Source organism: Nitrospirota bacterium (genome assembly GCA_016180645.1).
In the GTDB taxonomy this organism is placed as follows: domain Bacteria; phylum JACPQY01; class JACPQY01; order JACPQY01; family JACPQY01; genus JACPAV01.
Window position 1 is genome coordinate 263,610 of sequence record JACPAV010000003.1, and the last position, 17,095, is coordinate 280,704.

Sequence of the window (17,095 nt, forward strand, 5' to 3'; positions counted from 1 at the left end):
GCTACCTCGCTTCAGCCAGTTCAATGGAAATATGGCACATGCGCTTCCGGACCTTCCCGGCGCGCCCGAACGGCATGGGCCGAAACCGCTTCATCATCGGTCCCTCATCCACCACCGCTTTCGCCACGATCAGTTTTTCCAAGTTCATGTCCGTATGCGATTCCGCGCTCGCGACCGCGGCCTTCAGGAGTTTGAGAATGATACTGCTCGATTTTCTTTCCACGCCTCGGAGAATGGCCTCGGCCTCCTCCACCCGCTTCCCTCGAATGAGCCGGATGACGTCACGCACTTTCCGGGGCTTCAGCCGCGCGAATCTTAATTTGGCATTGGCCGCCACACGTCACCTCAACTCTTGGCCGGGGCCGCGGCAGGGGCGGCCGCTGCCGGCGCGGCTCCCGCGGCCGGCGCCGAGCCGGAGGCAGGGGCGCCCGCGGCGGCGGCGATGGACGCTTTCGACGGTACGCCATGCGTCGGTGATTTCCGGGTGGGAGCGAACTCTCCCAGCTTGTGCCCGATCATCGCCTCGGTGATGTAAACCGGATTGAACTTGTTTCCATTGTGGACCAGGAACGTGAACCCGATCATTTCGGGAACGATCATGCTGCGCCTCGACCACGTCTTGATCGGCTGCCGGGACGAGGCCCGGCCCATTTTCTCAATTTTCTCCAGCAGGTGGCCGTCCACGAAGGGTCCCTTTTTCAGCGATCTCGGCATTAGAGCCTCCGGTCCTTCACAATGTACTTGTCGGTCGACTTGTTCTTTCGGGTCTTGTACCCCTTGGCCAGCACCCCGGTCGGCGAAACCGGATGGGGATTGCCCTGGCCCGACTTGCCTTCACCACCGCCGTGCGGATGATCCACGGGGTTCATGGCCGCGCCGCGCACGTGCGGGCGCCATCCCATCCACCGCATCCGTCCCGCCTTCCCGATGGTCAGGTTCGAATGGTCGATGTTTCCAATTTGACCCACCGTGGCATAACACGCCAGGCGCACTCGGCGTATTTCTCCCGAAGGCAGCTTGATCTGCGCATAATCCCCTTCCTTCGCGAGTATCTGGGCGCCCCCCCCCGCGCTCCGCACCATCTGGCCGCCTCGGCCGGGATTCAATTCGATGTTGTGGACGATTTGACCTTCCGGGATGTTCAGCAACGGGAGCGCATTGCCGGTTTTCACGTCCGATTCGGGCCCGCTCACCACCGTGTCTCCGATCTTGAGGCCCAGGGGAGCCAGGATGTAGCGCTTCTCGCCATCCGCGTATTGAACGAGCGCCAGATCGGCGGAACGATTCGGGTCGTATTCCAACGCCACCACCTGGGCCGGCATTCCCACCTTGTCGCGACGGAAATCGATGATGCGGTAGAGCCGGCGGTGCCCCCCCCCCCGGTGACGCATGGTAATCCGGCCCTGGTTGTTGTGTCCCAGCGCCCGATGGCGGAAGTACACCAGCGACGGCTCCGGTTCCTTGTGGGTCAAGCCGGAGACATCCCGCATTTCACGGAACCGCGAGGCCGGTGAGCGGGGGCGGAGTCGTCGAAGCGGCATCGTATCAGGCCAGCGGCAGCCGCTGGCCCTCCTTCAGGGTTACGACGGCTTTCTTCCAGTTGGGCCGGCGCGACTCGAAAAACTTCATGCCCTTGGGGGAGCGGGTCCGGCCGGCCACGCCCTTGCCGCGCACGATCAGCGTGGCGACCCGGGTCACCGTGACCTTGTACAGTTTCTCGACGGCGTGTTTGATGGCCGTCTTGGTTGCATCCTTCGTCACTTCGAAAACCCACTGATTGTCACTCATCTGAAAACCCTTGGTTTTCTCGGTCACCACCTGACGGACCAGGAGATTCTGCCACCGTACTTCCTCAGGCTGAACGAGGATCTTGCTCATGACGGTTTCCCCTCCCCGTCGGCCTTGAACCAAGTCTTCAGGCTTTCCACTCCCTTCCGGGTCAACACGATCTTTTTGTGGAGAAGAATGGTGTACACATCCAGGTTCTGGGGAACCGTCAGGCGAACCTTCGGCAAGTTTCTCACGGCGCGCCTCAGCAACGGGTCCGGCGAAGCATCGATGACCAGCACGTTTTCTCCCACGCCGAGGGCCGACAGGATCACGGCCGCTTCCTTGGTCTTCCCCTTTTCCACCTTCAGCTCATCCACCACGGACAGGTTTCCGCTCTTGAATTGATGGGAGAGGGCCGAGAACAGAGCAGCGCGGTTCACTTTCTTGGGCAGGTGCCAGCCGTAGTCGCGGGGTAGCGGCCCAAATACGATGGCTCCACCCACCCAAATCGGCGATATGATGGATCCGGCCCGCGCGCGCCCCGTATGCTTCTGCTTCCAGGGCTTCTTGCCGCCGCCTTTCATGGCGCTTCGAGTTTTCGTGGAGGCGGTTCCCTGACGGAGCCGGGCCAGATGGGCGACGACGGCGGAGTGCATCAAATCTTTGCGGACACGAGCTTCGAACAACGCCGGGGGAAGATTCAAATCTCCCACGCGCTCATTTCGACTGTTGACAACCGGAACGGAGGCCATATCCGTCACCCTCAAGACGCTTTCATGATGACGAGAACTCCGTTCGGCGGTCCGGGAAGCGCACCTTTGATCAGAAGAAGCTGATCGCTTTCCTTCACCTCGACGACTTCGAGTCCCTTGATCGTGGCCTGTTTTGCGCCCATGTGCCCCGGGAATTCGCGTCCCTTGAGAACCCGACCGGGATCGGTGCCCGACCCCGCGCTCCCCGGCGCGCGGTGGAACATCGAGCCGTGCGAATCCTTGCCGCCCGTATGACCGTGACGCCGGATAACGCCCTGGAATCCCCGCCCCTTGGTCACGCCCGACACGCCGACCTTGTCTCCCTTGGCGAAAATGCCCACCGTGATTTCCTGCCCGAGTTGAAAGCCATCAATGGCGCCCACTTTGAATTCCTTCACATGACGGAACGCGCGGCCTCCACTCTTCTTGAAATGTCCGAGCATCGGCTTGGTGGCCCGATTCTCCTTCACGGCGGCGAACCCTACTTGAATGGCGCCATAACCATCCTTCTCCGGGGTTTTGATTTGCGTCACGAAACAGGGGCCGGCCTTGACCACCGTCACGGGCGTTACGGTTCCGTCCTTCTCGAAGACTCTGGTCATTCCGACTTTCGTCCCAAGGAGTCCGGAGAGCCCGCCCGCCATTTCGCCCTCATCCCTTCTTGATGCTGGCGCTCACGCCCGCCGGAAGCTCGAGCTTCGACAGGGCCTCGCCGGTCATCGATGTTCCGCTGATGATGTAGATCACGCGCTTGTGCGTGCGGATCTCAAAATGTTCGCGGGATTTCTTATTGACATGGGGCGATCGAAGAACACAAAACCGGTTGATCTTGGTGGGCAGAGGAATGGGGCCGGCCATCTGCGCGCCCGTCCGGTTCAAGGTATCCACCACGTCCTTCACCGCCTTGTCCAACAGACGGTGGTCGAAGGACTTGAGGATGATCCGGTCTTTGCTGTTCTCCACCCCGCACCTATGCCTTGAGATCCATCAGAATCGATACTCCCTACTCGTTGATCTTGGCGACCACGCCGGCGCCCACGGTTTTGCCGCCCTCGCGGATGGCGAACCGGAGACCCTCTTCCATGGCAATGGGCGTGATCAATTCGACCTTCATTTTCACGTTGTCACCCGGCAGAACCATTTCCACGCCCGCCGGCAGTTCCACGCTGCCGGTCACATCGGTGGTGCGGAAGTAGAACTGCGGGCGGTATCCCTTGAAGAAGGGCGTGTGACGACCGCCTTCCTCCTTGCTGAGAATGTAAACCTCCCCGTCGAATTTCGTGTGGGGCGTGACGCTTCCGGGTTTGGAGACCACCTGACCGCGCTCCACATCTTCTTTCTTGGTGCCTCGAAGAAGGAGACCGACGTTGTCGCCCGCCCTGCCTTCATCGAGAACCTTGCGGAACATCTCGACACCCGTGATGACGGTTTTGGACGTGGCCCGAAATCCAACGATTTCGACTTCTTCGCCCACCTTGGCCTTGCCCCGCTCCACGCGGCCCGTAACCACCGTCCCGCGGCCTGAGATGGAGAATACGTCCTCCACCGGCATCAGGAACGGTTTGTCGATGTCCCGGACGGGCTCGGGGATGATCGTGTCGATGGTCTCCATCAGTTTCAGGATGGCTGCCTCACCGATATCACTCGTGTCGCCCTCCAACGCCTTAATGGCGCTTCCGCGAACAACGGGAATCTTGTCGCCGGGGAATTCATATTTGGTGAGCAACTCCCGAACTTCCAATTCGACAAGATCCAGCAACTCCTTGTCCTCCATGGCATCGCACTTGTTGAGGAACACCACGATGTGGGGGACGCCCACCTGTCGGGCCAGAAGAATGTGCTCCCGCGTCTGGGGCATCGGGCCGTCCGGGGCGCTGACAACGAGAATGGCGCCGTCCATCTGAGCGGCGCCGGTGATCATGTTCTTGATGTAGTCCGCGTGCCCGGGGCAGTCGACGTGCGCATAGTGGCGGGTGGGGGTCTCGTATTCCGCGTGGTGGACGTTGATCGTCACGCCTCGCGCCTTTTCCTCCGGGGCGTTGTCGATTTCCTCATAGGACCTGGCCTGGGCCAACCCCTTTCGCGCGAGGACGTTCGTGATCGCGCTTGTGAGGGTCGTCTTCCCGTGATCCACGTGACCGATCGTTCCGATATTCACGTGCGGCTTCTTTCGATCGAATTTCTGTTTCGACATGTGTACCTCCTAGAGCGGACTCGCCGCCTCAAGAATGGAAGATCGAGAATCGGCGATACCCGGTTCCCGATTTTCGACAGTCGATTGTCGATTCTTTTGAAACATGTTCCTCATGATTTAGTTCTTTGTTGGGGTAGTCTTCCCCCCGGTGAGTTTTTCGAGGACGCTCGCCGGCACTCGGGAATAATGGTCGAACTGCATGGTGTAGGTCCCACGCCCTTGCGTCAGGCTCCGGAGACCCGTGGCATAACCGAACATCTGTTCGAGGGGCACATCCGCGCGGATGACGCGGATACCACCCCGGGGTTCGATTTCGCCGATTTTCCCGCGCCGCGTGTTGACGTCCCCGAGCACCTCGCCCAGGAACGATTCGGGGACCACCACTTCAAGCTTCATGATGGGCTCGAGGAGGATCGGTCCGGCGGATTTCAAGGCGTCCTTGATCGCCATGCTCCCGGCAATCTTGTAGGCTATTTCCGACGAATCGACCTCGTGATAGGAACCGTCGAGAATCGTCGCCTTTACATCCATTACGGGATATCCGCGGACCGGACCGGAATCCATGGCTTCGCGGATTCCCTTCTCGATAGCGGGCATGAACTCCCTTGGAATCGAGCCGCCCTTGATGGCATTTTCGAACTCGAACCCCTTGCCGGTTTCCTGGGGATCGGCGCGGAGGACGACGTGCCCGTACTGGCCGCGACCGCCGGTCTGACGGATGTAGCGACCTTCGCCTTCGGCTGCCCGGGTAATCGTTTCCTTGTAGGCCACCTGGGGCTTGCCGACATTGGCGGCCACTTTGAATTCACGGAGCATGCGATCGACGATGATTTCGAGATGGAGCTCTCCCATTCCGGCGATGATGAGCTGGCCGGTTTCGGGGTCCTGGCGCATCCGGAAGGACGGATCCTCCAGCGCCAGCCGTTGAAGGGAGACATCCATCCGGTCCTGATCCGCCTTGGTCTTGGGTTCGATGGCCACCGAGATGACGGGTTCCGGAAAATCCATGGCCTCCAGAACGATCGGGTGATCTTCGTCCGAAAGGGTGTCGCCCGTGATGACGTCCTTGAGACCCCCAATGGCCACGATCTCGCCGGCCGACGCCTGCTTGATGTCTTCCACTTTATTGGCGTGCACTTTCAGCAGGCGTCCGACCCGCACTCTCCGATCCCTGCGGGGATTGAAGATATTCTGTCCCGCCTCCACCACACCGGAATAAATGCGCACATAGGTGAGTTGGCCCATGTGGGGGTCGGTCACAATCTTGAAGGCGAGGGCCGCCATGGGGTCCTTCGCATCGGGCTTGCGCAGCTCTTTTTCCTTGGTATCCGGATTCGTGCCTTCGACCGGGGGCACATCGAACGGCGACGGAAGGAAATGCACAACCGCATCCAAGAGCGGCTGGATGCCCTTGTTCTTGAAGGCGGAGCCGCAAAGGACGGGCACCGCATGGAGCTTGAGCGTGGCCGCCCGAAGCGCCTTCCGGATTTCCGCGACCCCGAACGGTTTCTTTTCAAGATAAAGATCCATGAAGACTTCGTCCGACTCGGCCAGCAGTTCGAGCATTCTTGTTCGCGCCGCACTCACCTGCGACTGGAGCTCGGCCGGCACCTCCTGCAGGGTATACTTGGCCCCGAGGGTTGTGGAATCCCAAGTCCATGCTTTCTCTTCGATAAGGTCCACCACGCCTAGGAATTCGCCTTCCTTCGTGAAATGCGGAAGCTGCACGGGGATCGGTGTCATGGATAGGCGCTCTTTCATCATCGCCACCACTTGAGCGTAGTCGGCGCCGACGCGATCAAGCTTGTTGACAAAGGCGATGCGCGGCACTCCGTACTTGTCCGCCTGTCTCCAGACCGTTTCCGTCTGGGGCTCCACTCCGCCCACGCCGCAGAACACGGCAATGGCGCCGTCCAGAACCCTCAACGAGCGCTCGACCTCGATGGTGAAGTCCACGTGCCCAGGGGTGTCGATCAGGTTGATCCGATGGTTCTTCCAGTGGCAGGTGGTCGCCGCCGCCGTAATCGTGATGCCCCGTTCCTGCTCCTGCTCCATCCAATCCATCTGGGTGTTGCCTTCATCCACATTCCCCAGTTTGTACGTTACGCCGGTGTAGTAGAGGACGCGTTCCGTGGTGGTCGTCTTCCCCGCGTCGATGTGCGCCATGATTCCGATGTTCCGGGAACGATCAAGCGCGGACGGGGAGGCCTCGGGTTTGGCCGGCACGGAAACCGGAGAGGCATTGACCGTAGAGGATTCCACCGTAGACGCTCCCAGCATGATCTACCAGCGGTAGTGCGCGAAAGCGCGGTTGGCCTCGGCCATCTTGTGCATCTCTTCCTTCTTCTTCATGGCCGATCCCTTCCCCTGGCAGGCTTCCATAATCTCACCCGCAAGTCGCTCCGTCATTGTCCGCTCGGGACGGTCCTGGGCGGTCCCGATCAGCCAGCGGAGCGCGAGCGCGAGGCGCCGCTCTGAGCGTACTTCCATCGGAACCTGGTAGGTGGCGCCCCCGACGCGCCGCGGCCGGACTTCCAAGATGGGTTTCAGATTCTCGACGGCCTTCTTGAAGGACTCCACCGCGTTTTCCTTGGTTTTCTTTTCCATGAGATCGAAACACTGGTAGACGATCCGTTCCGCGAGACGCTTCTTTCCCTGGATCATGATGTAGTTCACAAACTTTCCCACCAAGTAGTCACCATGCTTGATGTCCGGTTCCGCTTCACGCCGCAAAGATTTTCCTTTTCGTGCCATGGCTTGGGTGCTCCGGTCCTATTTCGGGGCTTTCGCGCCGTACTTCGATCGGCCGCGCTTGCGTTCTTGCACGCCCTGACAGTCCAGCACGCCGCGAACGATGTGATACTTCACACCCGGCAGATCCTTCACGCGACCGCCACGCACGAGTACCACGGAGTGCTCCTGGAGGTTGTGTCCCTCCCCCGGGATGTAGGCGGTCACGACAATACCGTTCGTCAGCCGCACGCGGGCCACCTTGCGTTGTGCAGAATTCGGCTTCTTGGGCGTCATGATGTAGACGCGAACGCAAACGCCCCGCTTTTGGGGGCAACCGCCCAAGGCTGCGGTTCTTCTCTTGCTCCGGACTCGGGTCCGCCCGAAGCGAATAAGTTGCTGGAAGGTCGGCACGGTGGGCTATTCCTCCGCGATCTTTTCCGGAACCGTTCCGAACGCCAGCGGGGGCTGAACGCCCGGTACTTCCATTGGAGGCTCTGCCGGCACTTCGGCCGGGGGTTCCATGGGAACATCGATCTCCGTCTTGCGGTATTTCGGGAATCCCGTGCCCGCCGGAACGAGTCGGCCCACGATCACGTTCTCCTTCAGCCCGCGCAGGTAATCGACCTTTCCGCCGACCGCGGCATCGGTCAGAATCTTCGTCGTCTCTTGGAAGGAGGCGGCCGAGATGAAGCTGTCGGTTGAAAGCGACGCCCGGCTGATCCCCTGGAGGATGTACTCCGCCGTGGCCGGCCGGCCCGCCTGCTTGATGATGCGGGCGTTCTCCTCCTCGAACAGGAACTTGTCCACCTCCTCGCCGACGTAGAACGTCGTGTCGCCGGGAGAAGTGATCTTAACCTTCCGGAGCATGAGGCGGACGATCAATTCGATATGCTTGTCGTTGATCTTGACACCCTGTGAGTCATACACGAGCTGAATTTCGTCCACGAGATACTTGGCGAGATCCTTGACCCCTCGAACGACCAGGAGGTCATGCGGGTTGGGTGTGCCGTCCATAAGCTGATCGCCGGCCTGGACGTAGTCGCCTTCATGCACGCAGATATGTTTGCCCCGCGGGATCTGATAGTTCTTGGCCTCGCCGCGGTCTGGTGTCACGATGACCGTCCGCTTGCCCTTGAGGTCTTTGCCAAACGAAACCACGCCGTTGATTTCGGTGATGACGGCCACCTCTTTGGGGCGTCGCGCTTCCAGAAGTTCGGAGACTCGCGGCAGACCGCCGGTGATGTCCTTGGTCTTCGTGGTTTCGCGCGGGATCTTCGCGATCACGTCGCCCGACTCCACATGAGAACCTGCGTCCACCCCGATGTGGGATCCTACCGGCAGGAAGTAGCTCGTATCCTTGCTGCCGGCGTCCTGCACGATAATCCTGGGCCGCAGATCGACGTTTTTGGCCGCGACAATGATCTTGTGTGAGAGACCGGTCGCCTCGTCCACCTGCTCGCGGAGCGAAATGCCGTCATGAATATCCTGATACACGACCTTGCCGGCCATGTCCGTCAGAATGACGCTGGAATAGGGATCCCATTCCGCAATTCGCTGCCCTTTCTTTACCTTCTCTCCATCTTTGACGAGCAGGAACGCGCCGTAATTGACCGGGAACTTGTGGACAGCCCCGCCGACGCCGGTCACCTTCACATCGCCATTCCGGGTCATCGCCAGCCAGCGGTTTTCGCCTTTGAGGACGACGCGCAGCTTGTCGCCATAGGTCACGGCGCCATCCGTCGGGGATTCGATCGTGCTCTTCTCCACGTGCCGGGTGGCGGTGCCGCCGATGTGGAAGGTTCGCATGGTCAATTGCGTGCCCGGCTCGCCCACCGATTGCGCGGCCACGACTCCAACGGCCTCGCCCAAATGCACCAGGCGCCCCCGGGCGAGATCCCGCCCGTAGCACAGGGCGCAGATTCCGTGGCGGGTCTGGCAGGTCTGCGGAGACCTCACCATGACGTGCTCGACGGTTTCGCCCGCCTCGCTCAATTTCTCCACCCGGGCTTCGTCAATTTCTTCATTGGCATGGACGATGACTTCGCCGGTGACGGAGTTGATGATGTCCGTCAGGGCCACGCGGCCCAAAGAGCGCTCGCTCCGGCGGGTTTTGACCTCCCCGCCTTGAATCAAGTCCGTGACCTCGATGCCGTCCAGCGTGCCGCAGTCGTTTTCCGTCACGATGGAATCCTGGGCAACGTCCACCATGCGGCGGGTGAGGTAGCCCGCGGTGGCGGTCTTGAGGGCCGTGTCGGCCAACCCTTTGCGCGCCCCGTGGGTCGAGATGAAGTACTGGAGCATGCTGAGACCCTCGCGCAGGTTGCTCGTGATGGGCGTCGGGATGATCTCGCCCGACGGTTTGGCCATCAGGCCTCGCACTCCGGCGAGTTGCCGCATCTGCTCTTCGCTGCCGCGGGCGCCCGAATCGATCATCATAAAGAGAGGATTGAAGGCGAGCTGATGCTCCTTCTTTCCGTCTTTATTCGTGGCGTCCTCGTAGCTGATTTCACGCTTCATCTCCTCCGCGATCTGGTTCGTGATCCCGTTCCAGATGCTGATCAGCTTGTTGTATTTCTCGCCCTCGGTGATGACCCCTTCCCGGTATTGGTCTTCGGTCTCCTGGGCCTGTTCATTTCCAAACTCGATGAGCTTCTTCTTCTCGCTGGGAACAATCATGTCTTTCACGGCCACGGAAATTCCGGCCATGGTCGCGTGGTGGAACCCGAGGTCCTTCAGACGATCGCCCATGATCACGGTGGCCTTCAGCCCAACACGGCGATAGACCACATCCACCAGCCGGGCCAGTTCCTTCTTGGTCATCAGCTTGTTGATGTCCTCGAAAGCCATCTCCTCCGGCACAACATCCGCCATGATGACGCGTCCCGGCGTGGTCTGAATCAACTTTCCCTTCACGCGCACCTTGACGCGGGCGTGGAGGTCCACGGCGCCGTTGTCGTACGCCTGCCGCGCTTCGGTGAGGTCCCCAAACGACATCCCTTCGCCCCTTGCGCCGACGCGCTCGCGGGTCAAGTAGTAGAGCCCCAGCACGATATCCTGCGTGGGGTTGATGATCGGTTTCCCGTGCGCCGGAGAAAGAATGTTGTTCGTGGACATGAGGAGAACGCGGGACTCGGTCTGGGCCTCTACCGAGAGGGGAAGATGGACGGCCATCTGGTCGCCGTCGAAATCCGCGTTGAAGGCCGTGCACACCAGGGGATGGAGTTGAATGGCCTTTTGCTCCGTGAGAATGGGCTCGAACCCTTGCATGCTGAGCCTGTGCAGCGTGGGCGCGCGGTTGAGAAGGATCGGATGCTCGCGAACCACCTCATCGAGAATGTCCCAGACCACCGATTCTTCGCGCTCGACCATTTTCTTGGCGGCCTTGACGGTCGTGGCCAGGCCCCGGTCGATGAGGCGGCCGATGACGAACGGCTTGAACAGCTCGAGGGCCATGATCTTCGGGAGGCCGCACTGGTGGAGGCGCAGCTCGGGGCCGACGACGATGACCGTTCGGCCGGAGAAATCGACGCGCTTGCCCAGCAGGTTCTGACGGAAACGGCCCTGCTTCCCTTTGATGAGATCCGAGAGGGACTTCAGCGGCCGCTTGTTGCGACCGTAGACCACGCGACCCCGGCGCCCGTTCTCGAACAGCGCATCCACCGCTTCCTGCAGCATGCGTTTCTCGTTGTTCAAGATCAGTTCGGGCGTGGCATCCAAGGCCATCAGCTTCTTGAGCCGGTTGTGCCGGTTGATGACACGACGATAGAGTTCGTTCAGATCGCTTGCCGCGAAGCGCCCGCCCTCCAGGGGAACGAGGGGCCGGAGATCGGGCGGAATGACGGGAACAACCCGCAGGATCATCCATTCCGGCTTCACACCGGAACGGAGGAAGGCGTCGACAACTTTAAGCCTCTTGAGAAGCTTTTTCCGCTTGGTTTCCGTCTGGGTCTCCGACATCTGCTTGCGGAGCGAGTCCGACAGTTTCTTCTGGTCCACATCCTTGAGCAGCCTCTCCACCGCCTCGGCGCCCATCCCGGTCTCGAATTGTCCTCCGAATTTCTCCTTCGCCTCATAGTATTCGTCCCGTGTCAGAACCTGTCCCTTGTGGAGCGTCGTCTTCCGCGGATCGAGGACGATGTACGATTCGAAATAGAGAATCCGGTCGAGTTCCTTCGGGCTGAGATCGAGAATGGCACCGATGCGGGACGGGATGGAGTGCACGAACCAAATGTGGGCCACGGGAGCGGCCAACTCGATGTGGCCCATGCGCTTCCGGCGGACGTCCGCCGAAATGACTTCCACGCCGCACCGATCGCACGTCAGGCCGCGATGCTTCATCCGCTTGTACTTGCCGCACAGGCACTCGTAATCGCGCACCGGACCGAAAATCTTTGCGCAGAACAGGCCTTCCTTCTCCGGCTTGAAGGTCCGGTAGTTGATCGTCTCCGGCTTCTTGACCTCGCCGAAGGACCAGCTTCGGACTTGTTCGGGAGAGGCGAGGGAGACCTTGATGGCCCGGATGGTCTGCGGGTCCGTCGTCGGTTCAAACAGGTTGATCAGTTCGCGCATGCGTCACCTCCCGCCCGGTCTACGCTTCCTCGGACAAGAGCTCGATGTTGAGCCCGAGTCCTTGAAGTTCCTTGACGAGCACATTGAACGATTCCGGCATGCCGATATCGAACTCGGTCTGCCCCTTGACGATGGCCTGATAGACGCGGTTCCGCCCCGTGACGTCATCCGATTTGACCGTCAAAAATTCCTGGAGGGTGTGGGCCGCGCCGTACGCTTCGAGGGCCCAGACTTCCATTTCACCCAAGCGCTGGCCGCCGAAATGGGCCTTCCCACCGAGCGGCTGCTGGGTCACCAGTGAGTAACCGCCGACGCTGCGGGCGTGGATCTTGTCGTCCACGAGGTGGTGAAGCTTCATCATGTACATGATGCCGACGGTCACTTTCTGGGCGAAGGGTTCTCCCGTCCGGCCGTCGAACAGGGTCACCTGCCCTTCCACGGGAAGCCCCGAGCGCTTGAGAAGCGCCTCGATGTCCGCCTCCCCTGCTCCATCGAAGACCGGAGAGGCCAGGTGGATTCCGTCCTGCTCCCCGAGAGCAAATTCCATGATTTCCTTCTGGGTGGCTCCCTTGAGCCAATCACACACCTCCCGGTCCTCCTTGTGGATGTCCGCCAGGATGGCCCGGATGTCATCGACGGCCTTTTCCTCTCGCACGGCCGCTTCGATGCGCCTTCCGAGTTCGTGGGAGGCCCATCCGAGGTGGGTTTCCAGAATCTGTCCCACGTTCATTCGGGAGGGGACGCCGAGCGGGTTGAGCACGATGTCGATGGAGGTCCCATCCTCCATGATCGGCATGTCTTCCACCGGCGCGATGATCGAGACGACACCCTTGTTCCCATGCCGTCCGGCCATCTTGTCCCCCACCGCCAGCTTGCGCTTCACGGCCACGTACACCTTGACCAGCTTGACCACGCCGGCCTGGAGTTCGTCGCCACTCCGTATCTTTTCAATTTTCTTGTCGAACGATGAATTGACGAGATCGAGCAGCTCGTACGAGCGTTCCAGGATCTGTTGAAGCTCCTCCTGTGATTCCTCCGAGCTCAGTTCGATCTTACCCAGCAGCTCAAACGGAACTTCGTCCAGGACCTTGTCCGAGATCTTCTCACCCTTGTTCACATAGACTTGGCGCTTCTTGGGGTTCTTCAACGCGTCTTTGGCCACCTTGCCGACCAGCGACGGACGCACCTGGGACAGGGCGTTCTCCTGAATGATGCGGATTTCGTCCTGACGGTCCTGCTCCAGCTTGTTGATGTCGTCCTGCTCGATGGCCTGGGCGCGCAGATCCTTGCTCACGCCCTTGCGGGTGAAGACGCGCGCATCGATGACCGTGCCGTAGATGCCGGGCGGGACGGTGAGCGACATGTTTTTCACATCGCGCCCTTTTTCACCGAAGATCGCGCGCATGAGGCGTTCGTCGGAGGAAAGCTGGGTCTCGCTTTTCGGGGTGATCTTGCCGACCAGGATATCGCTCGGCTTCACTTCCGCGCCGATCCGGACGATGCCGCTCTCGTCGAGATTCTTGAGGAGTTCCTCGCCGACGTCCGGAATGTCCCGCGTGATTTCCTCCGGCCCGAGCTTGGTATCCCGCGCCGCGCACTCGAACTCCTCGATGTGGATGGACGTGAAATGATCTTCGCGAACCATCCGCTCGCTGATCACGATCGAGTCCTCAAAGTTGAATCCCCGCCACGGCATGAACGCCACGAGCGCGTTCTTGCCGAGCGCCAGATCGCCGCCTTCGGTGGCCATCCCGTCGGCTACCACCTGGCCGGCCACGACCTTCTGGCCGTTCAGGACGATGGACTTCTGGTTGATGCAGGTGTTCTGGTTGCTCCTCTTGAACTTCGTGAGGTTATAAATGTCCACACCCGAATCGTTGATGTCTTTCACCGGTTTCTTCGAGCGGATGACGATGCGGGAGGAATCGACGTATTCCACCACGCCGTCCCGTTTTGACATGATGGTCGAGCCGGAGTCGCGGGCCACGATGGGTTCCATGCCCGTTCCGACCAACGGCGCTTCGGGCCGGATAAGCGGCACGGCCTGCCTTTGCATGTTGCACCCCATGAGGGCCCGGTTGGCGTCGTCGTGCTCCAGAAAGGGGATGAGGCCGGCGCCCACGGAGATGAGTTGGTTGGGCGACACGTCCATGAAATGCACTTCCTCCGGTTTGACGAAGGCAAACTCGCCCTTGCTGCGCGCGGTGATCAGATCGCTCGTAAACCGGCCGTGCTTGTCGAGCGGGTTATTCGCCTGCGAGATGACGTATTGTTCCTCTTCCAGGGCGGTGAGGTACTTCACCTCCCCGGTCGTGCGGGAATCCTTGACCACCATGTACGGCGTCTCGAGGAAACCGAATTCGTTGGTCCGCGCGTACGTCGAGAGCGACACGATCAGTCCAATGTTCTGCCCTTCCGGCGTTTCGATCGGGCAGATGCGGCCGTAGTGGCTGGGATGCACGTCGCGCACTTCGAAACCGGCGCGTTCGCGCGTGAGGCCGCCGGCGCCGAGGGCGCTCAGTCGACGCTTGTGGGTCACCTCGGAGAGAGGGTTCGTCTGATCCATGAACTGCGAAAGCTGACCGGTGTAGTAGAACTCCCGGAGGCTGGCCATGACCGGCTTGATGTTGATGATGTCCCTCGGCATCAGCGTATCGATCTCCTGGCCGCTGCCGCTGAGGCGCTCCTTCACCGAGCGCGAGAGCCGCATGAGGCCCGACCGGAATTGGCCTTCGACCAGCTCGCCGACGCTTCGCACGCGGCGGTTTCCCAGGTGGTCCACATCATCCTCGCGTTCCGCGCCCATCTTGATCCGGATGAGGTGTTCCACCACTCCAAGGACGTCTTCCTTCCGGAGGGTCGTGTGTTCCACGGGCACATCCTGCCGCAGCCGCATGTTCAGCTTGTGCCGGCCCACGCGGGAGAGGTCGTAGCGCTCGGGGTTGAAAAACATATTGTGGAAGAAATCCATCGCGATTTCTTCGCTCGTCACGTCCGTGATCCGAAGTTTGCGATAAATGTCGATAATGGCCTCGCGATGGGTCTGAACCTTGTCGCTCGCGATGGTTTTTTGCATGGAGGGAATGGCCGCCATGCTGTCGACATAGATCACATGGAATTTCTCGACTCCGGCGGCGACGATCTCCTCGATTTTCTCCGACGTCAGCGCCTCATTCGTCTTGGCAAGGGTTTCCTTGGTCTTCGGATTCAGGATCTCACGCGCGGTGATCCGATCCTTCAATTCCGACGCCGTCACCGGAATCTCCATCTCTTCGAAATCCTTCTGTTTCTGAAGCTGAGGGTCGAAAAGCATCTTGACCTTGCGGCGGGCATTGGCCAGGTTTCGAGAGTCTTTGAGGTCGCCGAACATGCTCGCCCAGAACTGCTCGCGAATCTTGCGCACCAGCTTTTTTCCGTCCACCACGATCTCCTCGACGGGATAGAAGTGTTCGAGGAGGAATTCCGCCGTAAATCCCAGGGCCTTTAGGAGAACCGTGGCGGGAATCTTCCGTCGACCGTCGATGCGGACGTACAGGATGTCGTTGGAATCAAACTCAAAATCCAGCCAGGAGCCCCGGGAAGGGATCAGCCGGGCGATATACGTATTCTTGTCCCGGTCGAAAAGGCACCCCGGCGACCGGTGGAGCTGGTTGACCACCACCCGTTCCACCCCATTGATAATGAAGGTTCCGCGATCGGTGATCAGGGGGATCTCGCCGAAATATATTTCGTCCTCCTTCACCACCCGCGTGCTCTTCTGCTTCGTCTCGGGGTCGAGATCATACAGCGCAAGGCGGAACGTGACCCGCATGGGCGAGGCGAAACTGGCGCCTTTGATCCGGCATTCGTCGATGTCGTACTTCGGTTCCAGCAGCTTGTACTTCACAAACTCGATGCTGGCCGTCCGCTCGTAGTTCTCAATCGGGAAGATGCTCTTGAAGGCTTTCTGGAGACCCACGTTGCGCCGCTTCTCCGGCTCCGTCGCCGCCTGCAGAAAATCCGCATAGGACTTCCGCTGGATCTCGATCAGATCCGGAATGTCGACGAGCGGCTTGATCCGCCCGAACGACCGACGATATCTTCTCCCCTTGAGCGCCGACGACATGCGTCCTCCCCGTGCCCTTACTGAAGTTCCACCGTCGCACCGACCTCCGACAGCTTCTTCTTGATCTCCTCAGATTCCGCCTTGTTCGCGCCCTCCTTGATGGCTTTCGGCGCGCTCTCGACGAACTCCTTCGCCTCCTTGAGTCCCAGCCCCGTGATTTCGCGGACCACCTTGATCACCTGGAGCTTGTTGGCGCCCACGTTGGCCAGAACGACCTTGAAGTCGGTCTTCTCCTCCGCCTTGGCCGGGGCACCCGCACCGCCCATCGGTCCGGCCGCCATCATCGGCATCGCGGCAGTGACGCCCAGTTTTTCCTCGAGCTTCTTGATGAACTTTGAGAGTTCGATCACCGGCATTTTCTCGATGTAGTTGATTACGTCTTCTTCATTCAACTCGGCCATGGTTCCTCCTTAGGACGTCTGAGAATTTCGTTTCTGCTCCAGCGCTTTGAGAACGAGCACCAGTTTCAGCGGCACACCCTGAAGAACACTCAGAAGGTTCAAAAGGGGCGCCTTTATAACACCGACCATCTGTGAAAGCAATATTTCCCGACTCGGCAGAGCGGCGAGCACGTTCAGATCCTCCACGCTCGTCAGCCGATCGCCCACGAAAGCCCCCTTGATTTTGAACGGAGGACACTTCTTGCCGAAATCGACGAGCGCCTTGGCCAATGGGACGGGGTCTCCAATAGCCACCGCCACCGCGGTTGATCCGCTCAGATGGGGCTGAAGCCCCTTGAACGGGGTATCCCCCAGCGCCTTTTCCAAGAGCGTGTTCTTCGCGACCTGGTATTTTCCATTCACCTTGCGGATGCGGCGACGCAGCTCGACCGCCTCGGCGACCTTCATCCCCTTAAACTCAGCGAGGATGACCGCCTGGGCCGACGCGACCACGCCCTTGAAATCCTTGACGAACGTCTCTTTCTCCGTCTTGGTCACGCCCCACCACCTTCCGTGAATCTCAAATTTGAAA

The 17,095-nt window shown here is 60.2% G+C and carries 15 protein-coding genes; all 15 read right to left on the minus strand.

All coding sequences use genetic code 11. The annotated features are described in order from the left end of the window. Position 1: 1 nt before the first annotated feature. The 15 genes from rplV to HYT87_02790 all read right to left on the minus strand — a co-directional run bounded on the left by rplV (position 2) and on the right by HYT87_02790 (position 17,061). A complete protein-coding gene (gene rplV, locus HYT87_02720; protein ID MBI2058662.1) occupies positions 2–337 on the minus strand; it encodes a 50S ribosomal protein L22 in 336 nt (111 codons plus the stop codon). An 8-nt stretch (positions 338–345) separates the two neighbouring features. Continuing rightward, a complete protein-coding gene (gene rpsS / locus HYT87_02725) occupies positions 346–714 on the minus strand; it encodes a 30S ribosomal protein S19 (GenBank protein MBI2058663.1) in 369 nt (122 codons plus the stop codon). Beyond that, on the minus strand, positions 714–1,541 hold the full coding sequence (rplB, locus tag HYT87_02730; GenBank protein ID MBI2058664.1) for a 50S ribosomal protein L2: 828 nt from the start codon (positions 1,539–1,541) through the stop codon (positions 714–716). The genes rpsS and rplB overlap by 1 nt, the downstream gene beginning before the upstream one ends. Positions 1,542–1,545: 4 nt before the next feature. Beyond that, complete coding sequence (gene rplW / locus HYT87_02735) at positions 1,546–1,878, minus strand: 50S ribosomal protein L23 (GenBank protein ID MBI2058665.1); 333 nt, start codon at positions 1,876–1,878, stop codon at positions 1,546–1,548. Further along, complete coding sequence (rplD, locus tag HYT87_02740) at positions 1,875–2,531, minus strand: 50S ribosomal protein L4 (GenBank protein MBI2058666.1); 657 nt, start codon at positions 2,529–2,531, stop codon at positions 1,875–1,877. Before rplD ends, rplW begins: the two co-directional genes overlap by 4 nt. Before the next feature lie 2 nt (positions 2,532–2,533). Continuing rightward, positions 2,534–3,166, minus strand: coding sequence for a 50S ribosomal protein L3 (gene rplC, locus HYT87_02745; GenBank protein ID MBI2058667.1), 633 nt, complete (start codon positions 3,164–3,166; stop codon positions 2,534–2,536). Between the two features lie 7 nt (positions 3,167–3,173). Beyond that, positions 3,174–3,485 carry a 30S ribosomal protein S10 gene (rpsJ, locus tag HYT87_02750; protein ID MBI2058668.1) on the minus strand — a complete coding sequence of 104 codons (312 nt, stop codon included), beginning with the start codon at positions 3,483–3,485 and terminating at the stop codon, positions 3,174–3,176. Positions 3,486–3,525: 40 nt separating this feature from the next. After that, positions 3,526–4,716, minus strand: coding sequence for an elongation factor Tu (tuf, locus tag HYT87_02755; protein ID MBI2058669.1), 1,191 nt, complete (start codon positions 4,714–4,716; stop codon positions 3,526–3,528). 117 nt (positions 4,717–4,833) lie between these two features. Beyond that, on the minus strand, positions 4,834–6,996 hold the full coding sequence (gene fusA, locus HYT87_02760; GenBank protein ID MBI2058670.1) for an elongation factor G: 2,163 nt from the start codon (positions 6,994–6,996) through the stop codon (positions 4,834–4,836). Positions 6,997–6,999: 3 nt separating this feature from the next. Further along, complete coding sequence (gene rpsG / locus HYT87_02765) at positions 7,000–7,470, minus strand: 30S ribosomal protein S7 (GenBank protein ID MBI2058671.1); 471 nt, start codon at positions 7,468–7,470, stop codon at positions 7,000–7,002. Between the two features lie 18 nt (positions 7,471–7,488). Further along, positions 7,489–7,860 (minus strand): 30S ribosomal protein S12, encoded by a 372-nt coding sequence (locus HYT87_02770; GenBank protein MBI2058672.1) that lies wholly within the window; start codon positions 7,858–7,860, stop codon positions 7,489–7,491. Positions 7,861–7,866: 6 nt separating this feature from the next. Further along, positions 7,867–12,018, minus strand: a complete 4,152-nt coding sequence (rpoC, locus tag HYT87_02775) for a DNA-directed RNA polymerase subunit beta' (protein ID MBI2058673.1) — start codon at positions 12,016–12,018, stop codon at positions 7,867–7,869. A gap of 19 nt (positions 12,019–12,037) precedes the next feature. After that, positions 12,038–16,123: a DNA-directed RNA polymerase subunit beta gene (rpoB, locus tag HYT87_02780; protein ID MBI2058674.1), complete on the minus strand. Its 4,086-nt coding sequence runs from the start codon at positions 16,121–16,123 to the stop codon at positions 12,038–12,040. A 17-nt stretch (positions 16,124–16,140) separates the two neighbouring features. Next, positions 16,141–16,515 (minus strand): 50S ribosomal protein L7/L12, encoded by a 375-nt coding sequence (gene rplL / locus HYT87_02785; protein ID MBI2058675.1) that lies wholly within the window; start codon positions 16,513–16,515, stop codon positions 16,141–16,143. Positions 16,516–16,533: 18 nt separating this feature from the next. Then, a complete protein-coding gene (locus tag HYT87_02790; GenBank protein ID MBI2058676.1) occupies positions 16,534–17,061 on the minus strand; it encodes a 50S ribosomal protein L10 in 528 nt (175 codons plus the stop codon). Positions 17,062–17,095: the final 34 nt, after the last annotated feature.